The 13,879-nt window shown below is 68.7% G+C and carries 13 protein-coding genes; 7 read left to right on the top strand and 6 right to left on the bottom strand.

Translation table 11 applies throughout. The features are described from left to right. Nucleotides 1-260: 260 nt before the first annotated feature. Nucleotides 261-671, bottom strand: a complete 411-nt coding sequence (locus tag ACQ66R_RS11240) for a GFA family protein (protein ID WP_430421977.1) — start codon at nucleotides 669-671, stop codon at nucleotides 261-263. A gap of 86 nt (nucleotides 672-757) precedes the next feature. Between ACQ66R_RS11240 and ACQ66R_RS11245 the strand changes: the two genes are divergently transcribed. The 3 genes from ACQ66R_RS11245 to ACQ66R_RS11255 are packed head-to-tail and all read left to right on the top strand — an operon-like array spanning nucleotide 758 to nucleotide 2,880. Beyond that, nucleotides 758-1,552, top strand: coding sequence for an inositol monophosphatase family protein (locus ACQ66R_RS11245; RefSeq protein WP_430421979.1), 795 nt, complete (start codon nucleotides 758-760; stop codon nucleotides 1,550-1,552). Between the two features lie 16 nt (nucleotides 1,553-1,568). Continuing rightward, nucleotides 1,569-2,603 (top strand): glycerophosphodiester phosphodiesterase, encoded by a 1,035-nt coding sequence (locus ACQ66R_RS11250; RefSeq protein ID WP_430421981.1) that lies wholly within the window; start codon nucleotides 1,569-1,571, stop codon nucleotides 2,601-2,603. 43 nt (nucleotides 2,604-2,646) lie between these two features. Next, a complete protein-coding gene (locus ACQ66R_RS11255; protein ID WP_430421983.1) occupies nucleotides 2,647-2,880 on the top strand; it encodes a hypothetical protein in 234 nt (77 codons plus the stop codon). Between the two features lie 103 nt (nucleotides 2,881-2,983). Here ACQ66R_RS11255 and ACQ66R_RS11260 read toward each other — a convergent pair whose 3' ends face one another. Beyond that, nucleotides 2,984-4,843 (bottom strand): ABC transporter transmembrane domain-containing protein, encoded by a 1,860-nt coding sequence (locus tag ACQ66R_RS11260; RefSeq protein ID WP_430421985.1) that lies wholly within the window; start codon nucleotides 4,841-4,843, stop codon nucleotides 2,984-2,986. Between the two features lie 115 nt (nucleotides 4,844-4,958). Between ACQ66R_RS11260 and rpmE the strand changes: the two genes are divergently transcribed. Then, a complete protein-coding gene (rpmE, locus tag ACQ66R_RS11265) occupies nucleotides 4,959-5,183 on the top strand; it encodes a 50S ribosomal protein L31 (RefSeq protein WP_430421987.1) in 225 nt (74 codons plus the stop codon). A gap of 250 nt (nucleotides 5,184-5,433) precedes the next feature. On the opposite strand, the gene ACQ66R_RS11270 is transcribed toward rpmE, so the two are convergent. After that, nucleotides 5,434-5,943 (bottom strand): DUF1465 family protein, encoded by a 510-nt coding sequence (locus tag ACQ66R_RS11270; protein WP_430421989.1) that lies wholly within the window; start codon nucleotides 5,941-5,943, stop codon nucleotides 5,434-5,436. Between the two features lie 90 nt (nucleotides 5,944-6,033). After that, entirely contained in the window at nucleotides 6,034-6,240 is a 207-nt protein-coding gene (locus tag ACQ66R_RS11275) for a DUF1192 domain-containing protein (RefSeq protein WP_430421991.1), read from the bottom strand. 82 nt (nucleotides 6,241-6,322) lie between these two features. Here ACQ66R_RS11275 and ACQ66R_RS11280 point away from each other — a divergent pair, with 82 nt between their 5' ends. Continuing rightward, on the top strand, nucleotides 6,323-7,315 hold the full coding sequence (locus ACQ66R_RS11280) for an NAD(P)H-quinone oxidoreductase (RefSeq protein WP_430421993.1): 993 nt from the start codon (nucleotides 6,323-6,325) through the stop codon (nucleotides 7,313-7,315). Between the two features lie 145 nt (nucleotides 7,316-7,460). Further along, complete coding sequence (locus ACQ66R_RS11285; RefSeq protein WP_430421995.1) at nucleotides 7,461-8,969, top strand: MFS transporter; 1,509 nt, start codon at nucleotides 7,461-7,463, stop codon at nucleotides 8,967-8,969. Between the two features lie 150 nt (nucleotides 8,970-9,119). On the opposite strand, the gene ACQ66R_RS11290 is transcribed toward ACQ66R_RS11285, so the two are convergent. Beyond that, a complete protein-coding gene (locus ACQ66R_RS11290) occupies nucleotides 9,120-10,352 on the bottom strand; it encodes a TetR/AcrR family transcriptional regulator (RefSeq protein ID WP_430421997.1) in 1,233 nt (410 codons plus the stop codon). Nucleotides 10,353-10,621: 269 nt separating this feature from the next. After that, entirely contained in the window at nucleotides 10,622-12,037 is a 1,416-nt protein-coding gene (locus ACQ66R_RS11295; protein ID WP_430421999.1) for a helix-turn-helix domain-containing protein, read from the bottom strand. 152 nt (nucleotides 12,038-12,189) lie between these two features. Here ACQ66R_RS11295 and ACQ66R_RS11300 point away from each other — a divergent pair, with 152 nt between their 5' ends. Beyond that, complete coding sequence (locus tag ACQ66R_RS11300) at nucleotides 12,190-13,782, top strand: isocitrate lyase (protein WP_430422001.1); 1,593 nt, start codon at nucleotides 12,190-12,192, stop codon at nucleotides 13,780-13,782. The last annotated feature ends 97 nt before the right edge of the window (nucleotides 13,783-13,879 follow it).

Consider the following 13,879-nt stretch of genomic DNA (forward strand, 5'->3'; position numbering starts at 1 on the left):
GGTGTCGGCCGCAGGCCGACGGATGAGGGGTCGCGCGGGCTGTTGTTGCAACCAGAGAAGACACAGGAAACACGGAAGGAGTCGGAGCGAACTGAGCCGCAGCGCGTATCCCGCGCTTCTGTGTTTTCTGTGTTTTCCGTGGTTTGACACCTCATCGGCGCCGGCGCGGCTCCGCGGCTGATAGGTTCGCACGACCCCTCATCCGAGCCGCGTTGCGGCCCACCTTCTCCCGCAAGGGGAGAAGGACGTGCTGAAGCCCCCTACTGCGGCGCGTCCTCGAACGTCGGCAGCCCCTCGGGCACGCACACCCACGGGTGCTTCGTCGCCGTGAACACCATCCGCTGCGGTCCCGGCAGGTCCTGGCCCACGAAGCAGCCGCCGGCCAGGCCCACCACGTCATCCTCGCCGTCGGGGACCCACCACATGCTGGTCCCGCAGTGCGCGCAGCGGTGGAAGGTGGTCGAGCCGTCGCTCAGGTGGAACGTCCGCGTTTCGCCGGACCGCGAGAGAATCTGGGCGGGCCGCACATAGACGGTCACCCCGAAAAAGCCCCCCGTCCGCCGCTGGCAGCGTGTGCAGGCGCAGCTCGAGACATAGAAGGGATCGCCTTTCAGCGTCAGCCGGAGGTCTCCGCAGAAACAGCGGGCCTCACGCGTCACATCGTCGTGCATGCGGTACAGCTTAGCGACGCCGCTTGCGCCGGGCGACCCCCGGCACTAGGTTCCGCGCCCAATTTCGCCCGAGATCTTTTGAAACCGTGAGCACCCAATCCGCCCTCCTGAAGGTGATGAGCGACGCTGCGCGCAAGGCCGCGCGCGGGCTCAACCGTGACTTTGGCGAACTCGCCGAACTGCAGGTCGCCAAGAAGGCCCCGGCCGACTTCGTCTCGGCCGCCGACCTCAAGGCCGAGCAGGTGCTGTTCGAGGCGCTGACCAAGGCGCGCCCCGGCTACGGCTTCCTGGGCGAAGAGCGTGGGATGATCGAGGGCTCCGACAAGACCCACCGCTGGATCGTCGACCCGCTGGACGGCACCACCAACTTCCTGCACGCCATCCCGCACTTCGCCATCAACATCGCGCTCGAGCGGGAGGGCGTGGTCGTGGCGGCGCTGACGCACAACCCGATCACCAACGACACGTTCTGGGCCGAAAAGGGCAAGGGCTGCTTCGTCAACGACAAGCGCCTGCGGGTCGCCGCGCGCAAACATATGGACGAGGCGGTGTTCGCCACCGGCATCCCGTTCCTGGGCCACGGTCAGCACGCCACCTTCCTCAAGGAACTGCACCAGATCAGCCAGCGCGTGGCCGGCGTCCGCCGCTTCGGCGCCGCTTCGCTGGACCTGGCCTGGGTCGCGGCCGGTCGCTTCGACGGCTACTGGGAGCGTGACCTGAAGCCCTGGGACCTGGCGGCCGGCGTGCTGCTGGTCACCGAGGCGGGCGGCAAGGTGACCGACGCCGACGGCGGCGAGGCGATGCTCACCAAGGGCTCGATCTGCGCCGGCAACCTCGATCTGCACCCGCAGCTGCTCAGTCGCCTGACTGCCGCAAAATAGCGGCTAGTATGGCGGCATGATCACCCGCCGCACTCTCGCCGCCACCGGTCTCGCCGCCCCGGCGCTCGCCGCCGCGCCCGCCTTCGCAAAGCCTGCGAAGCCCATCGTCATCGCCCACCGCGGCGCCAGCGGCGAGCGGCCCGAGCACACCCTCGCCGCCTATCGCCTGGCCGTCGAGCAGGGGGCCGACTTCATCGAGCCCGACCTGGTGGTCACCAAGGACGGCCATCTCGTGGTCCGCCACGAGAACGAGATCCGCTACACCACCGACGTCGCGACCCGGCCCGAGTTCCGCGCGCGCAAGGCCATGAAGCGCATCGACGGCGAGCTGATCGACGGCTGGTTCACCGAGGACTTCACGCTGGCCGAGCTGAAGACCCTGCGCTGCAACGAGCGCCTGGCGGCCCTGCGCCCCGGCAGCGCCAAGTTCGACGGCCAGGAGACGATCCCGACCTTCCAGGAGGTGGTCGACTTCGCCAAGGCCGAGAGCAAGCGGACGGGCCGCACCATCGGCGTCTATCCCGAGATGAAGCACCCCACGTACTTCTCAGGGATCAACCTGCCGATTGAGAAGCGGCTGGCCGATGCTCTGAAGAAGAACGGCCTCGACCGCCGTGACGCCCCGGTCTTCGTCCAGTGCTTCGAGGACGGGCCGCTGAAGACCTTCAAGACCCTGTCCAAGGCGCGCCGCGTGATGCTGGTGGCCCGCGAGGGCGCCGCCGTCCCCACGAAGACACCCGAAGACCTGAGGGCCATCGCCGCCTTCGCCGACGGGCTGGGCCCCGAGTGGCCGCTGGTCGTGCCGGTCGTCGACGGCGGCCTGGGTCCGCCCACCAAGCTGGTGGAGTACGCCCACGCCGCGGGCCTGCAGGTCCACCCCTGGACCGTCCGCGCCGAGAACCAGTTCCTGCCCGCCAAGCTGAAGCGCGGCGACAGGCCCGCCGATCACGGCGACGCCGAGGCGTTGCTGAAGGCGCTCTATGCCGCCGGCGTCGATGGCGTCTTCAGCGACTTCCCCGCGCTGGCGGTCAAGGCGCGGGCGGCCGCCTAGGACATCATGGCGGCGGGCATCACATGAGGCGTGGACCGCAGGCGTGAAGCCCGTTCGTTGGACGATACTGGCGATCGGTGCGGCCATGGTGGCGCTATTCGCCACTATGCTCGTGTTGTTCGCGACGACCCTGGAGCGCTTCGGCGGCATTCCGTGGAGTTGGGACTTGCTTCGGCTCAATGCCGGCTGGGTCGCGCTGTTGCTATGCGGCCTTCTTCTTATCGGCGTCGCTCTGCGTCTGTTCCGAAACGACCGCAACGGATCGAATTCAAACTGAGGCGCCACGCAGATCCGCGAGATCGCGACCTCGCTCGCCGCCGTGGGCAGCAAGCGCGCGGACCTATATCGGCAGACGCAGACCTTCAACCATGGCCGACACGCTAAGCCGCCTCGAACTGCAGCGCCGCGAGGCGCGCATACAGCCCCTTCTTTGCGACCAGCTCGTCGTGCGTGCCTTCTTCGACCACGCGGCCGCCATCCATCACCACGATGCGATCGGCCTTCAGCACGGTGGCCAGGCGGTGGGCGATCACCAGCGTCGTACGGCCCTGCATCGCCTCGTCCAAGGCGCGCTGCACCAGGTGTTCGTTCTCGGCGTCCAGCGCGCTGGTGGCCTCGTCCAGCAGCAGGATCGGCGCCTCGCGGATCAGGGCGCGTGCGATCGCCAGCCGCTGACGCTGGCCGCCCGAGAGCGTCCGGGCGCGGTCGCCGACCCGGGTCTGCAAACCCTCGGGCAGGCTTGAGAGGAAGCCCTCGGCCTGAGCCGCGCGGACCGCGGCCTGGACATCCAGGTCGGTGGCGCCGTCGCGCCCGAAGCGGATGTTCTCGGCGGCCGAGCCTGAGAACAGCGGGCTCTCCTGCGCCACCAGGGCCATGCGCGCGCGCACCTCGGACGGATCGGCCTGGCGCAGGTCGACGCCGTCCAGCACCACACGCCCGTCTTGCGGGTCGTAGAAGCGCAGCAACAGCCGGAACACCGTGCTCTTGCCGCCCCCCGACGGCCCCACCAGCGCGACCCGCTCGCCCGGCCGCACGCTCAGCGTAAAGTCCTTCAGCGCCGGCGCGTCGGGCCGCCCAGGATAGGCGAAGGTCACGCCCTCGAAGGCCACTTCGCCCCGCGGCGGGACCGGCAAGGCTGTGGGGTTGGCGGGCGCCGCGACGCCCGGACGCGCGTCCAGCAGTTCGCCCACCCGCTCCATGGCGCCGGCGGCCTTCTGCACGTCGCCCCAGGTCTCGCCCAGGGCCCCCACCGAACTGGCGGCCATCACCGACAGGAAGGCGAACTGGAATAGGGCGCCCCACGAGATGTCGCCACGCAGGCCGGCGTGCACGCCCAGCCAGAACACGCCGACGATGCCGCCGAACACCAGGATGATCACCGCCGCAGTCATCATCGCCCGCGTGGTGATGCGGTTCATCTGCGCCCTGAAGGCGGTCTCCACCGCGCCGCCGAACCGGTCGGCGGCCGCCCGCTCGCGGCCGAACGCCTGCACCGTCTCCAGCGCATCCAGGCTCTCGCCGGCCGAGCCCACCGCGTCGGCGAACCGGTCCTGGGCCGAGCTGGTCAGCTTGCGCACCCGGCGGCCGAACAGGAACAGGGGCGCCAGCACGAACGGGAAGGTCAGCAGCACCAGCCCCGTCAGATGCGGGCTCACGAACACCAGGAGGATCAGCGCGCCCACCAGGATCAGCAGGTTGCGGATCGCCACCGAGATCGAGGTGGCCAGCAGCGTCTCGACGATGGCGATGTCGGTGGTGAGCCGGCTCAGCACCTCGCCCGTGCGGGTCTGCAGGAAAAACGACGGGTCCAGTTTCAGGATGTGGGCGTAGGTGGCCTTGCGCAGGTCGGCCACCACCCGCTCGCCCAGGCTGGTGACGAAGTAGAAGCGCATGGCCGTCGCGATCGCCAGCGTCGCGGCCACCGCCCCCACCACCAGGAAGCGGCGATCGACGTCCGCCGCCGAGAGCCCCGCGTCGGTCAGGTGGTCCACCACCAGCCGGATCGCGCCCGACATCCCCAGCGTCGCGGCGCTGGACATCAGCAGGAAAACGAACGCGCCGGCGCCCCGGCCCCAATGGGCGGCCACGAACGGGGCCAACCGTCGCAAGGCGCCGATGTTGCGGCTCTTGCCGCGCTTCGCCGCGCTTTCGGCGAGACTCTGCGCCAGCGCCTGGCCCTCGCTGGGCCGGCCTTCCGCTGCAGCGCTGGCCGCGGAAGTCTGTGACGCCGGCTCACTCATCGCATCGTACCTTGCATTCCGCCCCGCGTTTCTCTATACGCGCGGCTTCCAATTTCACCGCCCTTCTCGGGCGGCCGGCCAAATTCGGCCGCTCCATACGTCAGGCGTCCGTTCGATGAAACAAGACATCCATCCCGACTATCACTTCATCACTGTCGTGATGACCGATGGCACCTCGTACAAGACGCGTTCCACCTACGGGAAGGAAGGCGACACGCTGAACCTGGACATCGATCCGAAGACCCACCCGGCGTGGACCGGCGGCGGTCACCAGATGCTGGACCGCGGCGGCCGCGTCTCGCGCTTCAACGCCAAGTTCGGCGCCTTCACGCGCAAGTAGGCGAAAGCCCGCGTCTGAGTTTCGAAAGCGCCGCGAGGGCATCCCCCTCGCGGCGTTTTTTCGTGTTCGCGAGCCTTTCGGCTGCGGTGGCGCGTCAGCGCCGATAAGCTTGACCACGAACCACACGAACGGAGCCTGCTACTCGCAGGGCCCAGGTTGGTTGAGCGCGTTCGTGTGGTTCGTGGTCAAACAAGACAGCGCCTGCGGCGCACACTGAGCGCGTCGCCTCGCACCGCAGCCATAAAGGGCGTCAGCCGCCGAACGCGCTCTTCAGGCGGTCGAGTTGACCCAGGACAGGATTGGCCGGCTCGGCGGTCTGGCTTTCCAGGTACATGCGGCGGTCCAGGTGGCGGACGCGCTCGTACAGCCGCTCGGCGCGGTCGGCGAGGCCGGTCAGGCCGCGGGGCAGTTCGCCGCGCGCGGTCTCGGACTCCTTGCGCGACACCTCGTCGGCGTTGAGCCGGTAGCGGTCCTCGCAGGCGGCGGCCGGGGCCATGTCGCCCTCGCGCACGGCGCGCTGGACCAGCAGCCACGAGGCCACCTGCATCAGGCGCGTGGTCAGCCGCATGCTCTCGGCCGCGTACGCCAGGGCGGCGTTGCGCGACAGCAGCTTGGATTCCTGGCGACCTTCGCCGTCGAGGTAGGAGGCGGTCTCCTCGACCAGCTCCATGCCCTCCTGGAAGGTGCGTTCGAACAGCTCGGACCTGGCGAAGTCCTGAATCACGTCGTCGCGCCAGTCGGGCTTAAAGGTGTCCTGCATCGGCCCCACTCTACATCGGATGTGGTTTCCACGCTCTGAACGAAAACGTCGCGGATGACCGGCCGCTGCAACGGCCATGCCAGCGAGGATTCAGCCGGCGCGTGGCGAGAAGAGGGCGTCGGCGGCGGCGCGGCCCGACTTCTTCTTGTCGATCTGGGCGCTCACCCGTTCGCGTTCGGACGCCAGGATCTCCAGGCGTTCCTCCAGCTCGGACACCGAGTACAGATCGAGGTCCTCACGGCAGGCTTCGACCAGCCTCTGGCCGCGGCCGACCCGGACGTCAGCAGGTTCATCCATACCGAACCCTCCCTTTGCGTCCCCCGAACACAGGGCCTATCTGACCTTTCACCGCCCCAAAACGCAAGATTCAGGACGATCCATGACCGCCTCCACCGAAGCCGAGACCATGACCGCCATCGCCGTCGAAGGCGGGCGAGGCCCCGCTTCGGCGTTGAAGCCCGTCCGGATTGCGCGTCCGCAGCCCAAGGCGGGCGAGATCCTGATCAAGGTGCGCGCCGCCGGCGTGAACCGTCCCGACATCGTCCAGCGCCTGGGCATGTATCCCCCGCCCCCCGGCGCGCCCGACACCCTGGGCCTTGAGGTCGCCGGCGAGGTGGCCGTGGCCGCCGGGCGCTGGAACGTGGGCGACAAGGTCACCGCGCTGCTCGGCGGCGGCGGCTATGCCGAGTACGCCGTGGTCGACGCGCGCCACGCCCTGCCGATCCCGGCCGGCTTCAGCTTCGAGGACGCCGCGGGCCTGCCCGAGACCGTCTTCACCGTCTACGCCAACGTCTTCGAGCACGGCGGCCTGAAGGCCGGCGAGACCCTGCTGCTGCACGGCGCCACCTCGGGCATCGGGGTCACCGCCATCCAGATGGCCAAGGCCGCCGGCGCCAAGGTGATGGCCACCGGCCGCGGCGCCGACAAGGCCAAGGCCGCCCTGGCCCTGGGCGCCGACGTGGCCGTCGACGTCACCGCCGAGGACTTCGCCGAGGTCGCCAAGCGCGAGGGCGGCGTCGACGTGGTTCTCGACATGGTGGGCGGCGACTACGTGTCGAAAAACCTGGACGCGCTGAACACCGGCGGCCGCATCGTCTTCATCGCGGCCCTGGGCGGCGCCGAGCTCAACATCCCGATCTTCCGGATCATGATGAAGCGCGCCGTGATCACCGGCTCGACGCTGCGCCCCCGCGATGCGGACGAAAAGGCCCGCCTGGCCGCCGAGATCGAACGGGTCGTGTGGCCCTGGATCGCCGCCGGCAAGATCAAGCCTCAGGTGGACAAGACCTTCCCGCTGGCCGACGCGGCCGCCGCCCACGCCCACCTGGAAGGCGGCGCCCACGTCGGCAAGGTGATCCTGGTCGCCGGCTAGTTCGGCGCGGCCGCCTCGCTGCAATCGGCCGGACAATGTGTCCGTGCCGAAAACACGAGGCGCTTCCCCTGGGTTAGCGTGACCCCCTCGGGCCGGCGGATGAGCGCACAGACGCTCACGCCGACCCCCGCGGGAGGAACGTTGAATGAAGGCCGCCGCCGGCGCGCAGGATGCGCCACGCCTCGGGTTCGCCACCAAGCTGGCCTATGCGGTCGGCTCCACCGCCACCAACCTGAAGCTCCGGGCGCTCTCGACCTTCCTGGTGATCTTCTACAATCAGGTGGTCGGCCTGCCGCCGCAGATGGTGGGCGGCATCCTGGCCATGGCGCTGCTGCTCGACGCCGTGCTCGACCCGATCCTGGGCCAGATCTCGGACAATGTCCGCACGCGCTGGGGCCGCCGCCACCCGTTCATGCTGGCCGCCGCGCTGCCCTATGCCGTCTGCTTCTTCATGCTGTGGAACCCGCCCATCGGCTGGACCAACGAGGCGCTGGGCCTCTACCTGATGGTCCTGATCTTCGCGGTCCGGTTCTTCGACACCTTCTTCGAACTGCCCCACCAGGCGCTCGCGCCCGAGCTGGCCAAGGGCTACGACGAGCGCACCAACCTGATGGCGCTGCGCCACTTCTTCCTGGTCGCCGGCGGCCTGGGCATGACCATCGCCGCCTATGAGTGGTTCCTCAAGGAGCAGCCCGACGGCACGGGCGGCGTGCTGGCCCGCGAAGGCTACCTCGGCTACTCGCTGACCGGCGCGATCATCATCTTCGCGACCATCCTGATCTCGGTGTTCGGCACCGCCCATCGGATCCCCTACCTGTCCGAGGCCCCCACGCGGCGGGTCACGCTCAAGGGCATGGCGGTGGAGATGTTCCACACGCTGAACAACCGCTCGTTCATCGCCATGGCGCTGGCCAGCATGTTCGTGGCCGTCGGCGTCGGCGCCCGCAACGGGCTGGAGATCTACTTCGGCATCTACTTCTGGGAGCTCTCGCAGCGGCAACTGGCGGGCCTCGCCACCATGAGCGTGGTCGGCGGCTTCATCGGGGTGTTCCTGGCGCCCGTCGTCGGCAGGTGGATGGGCAAGAAGTGGGGCGCCGTCTTCACCTTCATCGCCGCGGTGGCCGTCCACATCACGCCCGTGTCGCTGCGCCTGCTGGATCTCGCGCCCGCCAACGGCACGCCCGAACTGCTCTGGCTGCTCTACGGCGAGGAGATCATCAACGCCACGCTGGCCGGCATCATCGCCATCCTGCTGTCCTCGCTGATCGCCGACGTGGTCGAGGACGCAGAGGTCAAGACCGGCCGCCGCTCGGAAGGCCTGCTGCTGTCGGCCAACAACCTGCTGCGCAAGGCCACCTCCAGTGGCGGCATCCTGGTGGCGACCGGCGTCCTGGCCTTCGTCGGCTTCCCGGAAAAGGCCCAGCGCGGCCAGGTGCCCGAAGACGTCCTGCGCAACCTGGGCCTGGCCTATATCCCGATGATCGTCGGCTTCTACGCCATCGGCATCGGCCTGATCTCGCTCTACACGATCAACCGCAAGAAGCACCTCGAGAACCTTGAGGTCCTGAAAGCCCGCGACGCCGCCGGCGAAGTCGCCGCCGCCGAGGCCGGGCCAGGCGTGGGCTCAGGCGAGATCCCACAGCAGAAGGCATAGCCGCGCCAGCGCCCCCTCCACCGCTTCGCGGTCCCCCTCCCCCATTGGCATGGGGGAGGAACTGATGCGTCGATCGGCCCCAGTTCCTCACCCGCTTGCGGGGGAGGGGGACCGCGAAGCGGTGGAGGGGGCGTCGGGCTCGACGGGCGCTTACCGCTCGAAGATGCCCATCAGCAGGGGCCGCACGAACACCGACCCCGCCGCCTTCGGCCGCACGTCGGGCACCAGGTAGCCCAGCTCGGCGCAGGCGTTGAGCGTGGCGTTCAGCATCTGGGCGGCGATGAAGGGATCGACCGGCCGCAGCGACCCTTCCGCGATGCCGTCAGAGATCATCGAGGCGAAGCGGTCCGACACCCGGTTCGAATGCTCGACCATCACCTTGCGCATCGTTTCCGGCAGCGCGGTCAGCGCGTTGGTCCGCAGCAAGGGGCCGTGGTCCGACAGCTGGAATTCCGCCAGCGCCGCGGCGCAGGCCGAGACCTTGTCCCACTGGCTGCCCGGCAGCTCCATGGCCATCCGCTGGGCCCGCGTCATCACCTCGAAGCTGCGCTCGAAGCAGGCGACCACCAGATCATCCTTGGCCTCGTTGTGGTGATAGAAGCTGCCCTTGGTGACGTTCAGCTCGGCCGAGATCTTGTCGACCGAGGCGCCGCGATAGCCGCGCAGGTTGATCAGCCGCGTCGCCGCCAGCAGGAACGTCTCGCGCGCCAGCTCGGGTCCCTCGCGCGCGGCCAGCTGGTCCATGGCGATGGTCGCCGGCGCCCACGCGTCGCGCTCGGTGGCGATGCCGTGCACCAGGATGTCGACCATCCGGTCGCGGATGCGCGGATAGTCCTCGGGGTCGTACTTCGACAGCCATGCGCCGCCCCAGAACACCTGCTCCAGCAGCATGCGGGTGCGCGCCGTGCGCCGGCCGCGCGACATCCAGCACAGGTCGGGGTGGTCGAAGATCTGCCGCGCCTTGCGGAACAGGCGCCCATACGCCGTGGCCACCTCTTCGCGCCGGGGCGACGTCAGCGCCCGCAGCTCGGAGATGATCGGCAGCGGCGCGGCCGTCCCGGCGGCCACGCGGGCCAGCGTGTCGAGATAGCGGGTCAGGAAGCTGTGCAGCCGCTCCGCGGGCGTGCCCGACCGGGTCGCCAGGTCGGCGATGTCATGCAGCGTCTCGATCCCGCGGGTGATGCAGGCCGCCGCCAGGTCGTCCTTGCGCTTGAAGTAGTAGGTGACGCTGGTCGTCGACAGATCGACCGCCGCGGCCGTGTCGCCCAGCGTCAGGCCTTTGATTCCCTTGCGGTTCAGGATCTGGGTCGCCGCATCGAGGATTGCCTCACGCTTGCGTTCGAACCGGTCCGTGGACTTCGCCGCGGCGCTACGTGGGGCCATGTCGCTGTTATGTCTCCTTTGCAACGACGGTTTTCCCCGAATTCCTCAATCCCGCCAAGGAGAAACGTCGGCTGGCCGACCCCTGGCGACCCGCCCGGCGCAGGGCTTTCCGCCGACCCGCGCGGGAAAAACAAACCGGCTTCTGAATTCTGGCTGGGCGTACGGCTTTTTCGAGACAGCGCCGTGTCTCCGGAGGGCCCGGAATGCCGGTCGCCGCCAGACCGGATATTCGAGAAATCCCCCGCCCCGGGAGACGCCTTTTCGAAGACCTAGTTATCCGAAAAGCCGAACGGCGCGCTGGTGCGGCGGATGTCGTCCGGAAGGATCTGTCGGCCGATCGGCGGCGCCGAGCGGGCCGTGCATTCCGTGCGGTGGCAGATGCGGCACGTGACCCCGATCGGCGTCGCCTGCTCGGGTCCCTGAGGATGCCCGTCGGTGTAGACCAGCCGCCCGGCGTGCTCGGCCGAACAGCCCAGGGCGATGGCGCGCTCGACGCGCACCTTGCCATAGCCGCCGCCGCCCGCGGTCACGGTGCGCGCCACCGAGAAGAATTTCTGTCCGTCGGGCAGCTCCAGCCACTGGGTCACCACCTGGCGGGGCGTGCGGAAGGCCTGGTGCACGTTCCACAGCGGGCAGCCGCCGCCGTGCCGCGCGAACGGGAAGCCCGCCCCGTCCAGCCGCTTGGAGATGTTGCCGGCCTCGTCCACCCGGATGAAGAAGAACGGCACCCGCTCCTGCCCGGGCTTCTGCAATGTCGTCAGCCGGTGGGCCACCTGCTCGAAGCTGGCCCCGAACTGCCGCGACAGGGCCTCCAGGTCGTAGCGCCGCGCCTCCACCGCCCGGGCGAACGCCGTGTAGGGCATCAGCAGGGCCGCCGCCGCATAGCTCGACAGCGCCCGGCGCGTCAGCCGCTCGCCGCTCTCGGTGGCGAAGCTGCCGTCGTCGGCGATGGCGGCCACGTCATCGTCGAGTTCCAGGTAGGCCAGCTGCAGGGCCAGCTGGAAGGTCTGGCTGGCGTTGTCCAGCTCGTCGCTCAGCAGCACCTCGCGGCGGTGACGGTCCAGCCGGCGGGTCGAGCCGACCATGACTTCCGGCGGTAGCCGTCGCACCCGCAGGCCGTGGCGCGCCTTGAAGTAGCCGGCCAGACCGTCGTGCTGGGCCACCTGTTGCGCCAGCCGCTCGGCCGCGTCGTCCAGGCTGGGGAAGCTGTTGCGCCGCGCCTCCAGGAACCGCCGCGACTCCGCCACCGGGTCAGACGGATCGGCGCCCGCCGGCTGGCCCGCATCGATCGCCACGCCCCGGTCGGCCAGCGCCAGCTGTTCCTCGCGATAGGCCGTGTAGAGGCGCAGCAGGGCCTCGGTCACGCCCGGGAAGTTCGTGGTGACGTCGGCGGCTTCCAGGCTGGGCAGATCGATGTCGGCGAACATCGGATCCTTCAGCACCGCCTGCAGCCGCGCGATATCGTCGGACGAGGCGTCGCCGGCCAGGGCGTCCATGTCGATCTTGTAGGTGCGGGCCAGACGCAGCAGCAGCTCGGCGCTGAGCGGCCGGTGGTTGCGCTCCAGCAGCGCCACGTACGACGGCGAGATCTCGAGGTCCGCAGCCATGTCGGACTGAGTCAGCCCCAGGTCGCGGCGAAGGCGTCGCAGGCTGGGCCCGACGTAGAGCCGGCGGTCGGCCGCCATCCGGGCCTCCTGTAAAGTCGCGGCGTGTAAGCCTTTACAACATTACAGAGAAATCTTGTAAAGTATGACAGCTAGACCACGGACGCTCTCGCCGGACGCCCGACCCGCGGGTACGTCGCCGCCAACTTCTCTTTCTGCCAAGGGATCCGGCAATGGCGTACCAAGACCACATCATCGAGATGGGCCAGCTCATCAAGAGCAAGAACGGCCCGTGGGACGGCATCAGCGCCGAGTCGGTGGCGCGCATGCGTCTCCAGAACCGCTTCAAGACCGGCCTCGAGATCGCCAAGTACACCGCCGGCATCATGCGCGCCGACATGGCCGCCTACGACGCCGACCCGGCCAACTACACCCAGTCGCTGGGCTGCTGGCACGGCTTCATCGCTCAGCAGAAGCTGATCTCGATCAAGAAGCACTTCGGCACCACCAAGCAGCGCTACATCTACCTGTCGGGATGGATGGTCGCCGCGCTCCGCTCGGACTTCGGCCCGCTGCCGGACCAGTCGATGCACGAGAAGACCTCGGTGCCGGCGCTGATCGAAGAGATCTACACCTTCCTGAAGCAGGCCGACGCCCGTGAGCTGGGCGGCATGTTCCGCGACCTCGACGCGGCCCGCGCGGCCGGCGACAAGGCCAAGGAACAGAAGCTGCTCGACGCGATCGACAACTACGAGACCCACGTCGTTCCGATCATCGCCGACATCGACGCCGGCTTCGGCAACGCGGAAGCCACCTACCTGCTGGCCAAGAAGATGATCGAGGCGGGCGCCTGCGCCCTGCAGATCGAGAACCAGGTCTCCGACGAAAAGCAGTGCGGCCACCAGGACGGCAAGGTCACGGTTCCGCATGAGGACTTCCTCGCGAAGATCCGCGCCCTGCGTTACGCCTTCCTCGAAATGGGCGTCGACAACGGCATCATCGTCGCCCGCACCGACAGCCTCGGCGCCGGCCTGACCAAGCAGATCGCCGTCAGCACCACCCCGGGCGACATCGGCGACCAGTACAACAGCTTCCTCGACTGCGAAGAGATCGCCCCGGCCGACCTCAAGAACGGCGAAGTGATCCTGAACCGGAACGGCAAGCTGCTGCGTCCGAAGCGTCTGCCGTCCAACCTGTTCCAGTTCCGCGAAGGCACCGGCGCCGACCGTTGCGTGCTCGACTGCATCACCTCGCTGCAGAACGGCGCCGACCTGCTGTGGATCGAAACCGAAAAGCCCCACATCGAGCAGATCGCGGGCATGGTGGACCGGATCCGCGAAGTCATCCCGAACGCCAAGCTGGCCTATAACAACAGCCCGTCGTTCAACTGGACGCTCAACTTCCGCCAGCAGGTGTACGACGCCTGGAAGGCGGCCGGTAAGGACGTGTCGGCCTACAGCCGCGACGGCCTGATGAGCGTGGACTACGACGCCACCGAGCTGGCGGCCGAAGCCGACGAGCGCATCCGCACCTTCCAGCGTGACGCCGCCAAGCGCGCGGGCATCTTCCACCACCTGATCACGCTGCCGACCTACCACACGGCCGCGCTCTCCACCGACAACCTGGCCAAGGAGTACTTCGGCAGCCAGGGCATGCTGGGCTACGTGGCCGGCGTGCAGCGCAAGGAGATCCGCGAAGGCATCGCCTGCGTGAAGCACCAGAACATGTCGGGCTCCGACATCGGCGACGACCACAAGGAATACTTCGCCGGCGAAGCGGCCCTGAAGGCCGGCGGCGCGCACAACACGATGAACCAGTTCGCGTAACCCGCGCGCCGGTTCATCATGTCCGACGGGCGGCCTGGGATGTCTCGGGCCGCCCTTTTTTTCGCATCGCCTCCAGGGGATGATGCGACCGTTCCCC

Source organism: Phenylobacterium sp. (assembly GCF_965284355.1).
Classification (GTDB): Bacteria; Pseudomonadota; Alphaproteobacteria; order Caulobacterales; family Caulobacteraceae; genus Phenylobacterium.

Excerpts from the sequence above, each read along its gene's own strand:
- ACQ66R_RS11240 (WP_430421977.1), bottom strand. The coding sequence starts at position 671 with ATGCACGACGATGTGACGCGTGAGGCCCGCTGTTTCTGCGGAGACCTC.
- ACQ66R_RS11250 (WP_430421981.1), top strand. The coding sequence starts at position 1,569 with ATGATCACCCGCCGCACTCTCGCCGCCACCGGTCTCGCCGCCCCGGCG.
- ACQ66R_RS11260 (WP_430421985.1), bottom strand. The coding sequence starts at position 4,843 with ATGAGTGAGCCGGCGTCACAGACTTCCGCGGCCAGCGCTGCAGCGGAA.
- rpmE (WP_430421987.1), top strand. The coding sequence starts at position 4,959 with ATGAAACAAGACATCCATCCCGACTATCACTTCATCACTGTCGTGATG.
- ACQ66R_RS11270 (WP_430421989.1), bottom strand. The coding sequence starts at position 5,943 with ATGCAGGACACCTTTAAGCCCGACTGGCGCGACGACGTGATTCAGGAC.
- ACQ66R_RS11275 (WP_430421991.1), bottom strand. The coding sequence starts at position 6,240 with ATGGATGAACCTGCTGACGTCCGGGTCGGCCGCGGCCAGAGGCTGGTC.
- ACQ66R_RS11280 (WP_430421993.1), top strand. The coding sequence starts at position 6,323 with ATGACCGCCTCCACCGAAGCCGAGACCATGACCGCCATCGCCGTCGAA.
- ACQ66R_RS11285 (WP_430421995.1), top strand. The coding sequence starts at position 7,461 with ATGAAGGCCGCCGCCGGCGCGCAGGATGCGCCACGCCTCGGGTTCGCC.
- ACQ66R_RS11290 (WP_430421997.1), bottom strand. The coding sequence starts at position 10,352 with ATGGCCCCACGTAGCGCCGCGGCGAAGTCCACGGACCGGTTCGAACGC.
- ACQ66R_RS11295 (WP_430421999.1), bottom strand. The coding sequence starts at position 12,037 with ATGGCGGCCGACCGCCGGCTCTACGTCGGGCCCAGCCTGCGACGCCTT.
- ACQ66R_RS11300 (WP_430422001.1), top strand. The coding sequence starts at position 12,190 with ATGGCGTACCAAGACCACATCATCGAGATGGGCCAGCTCATCAAGAGC.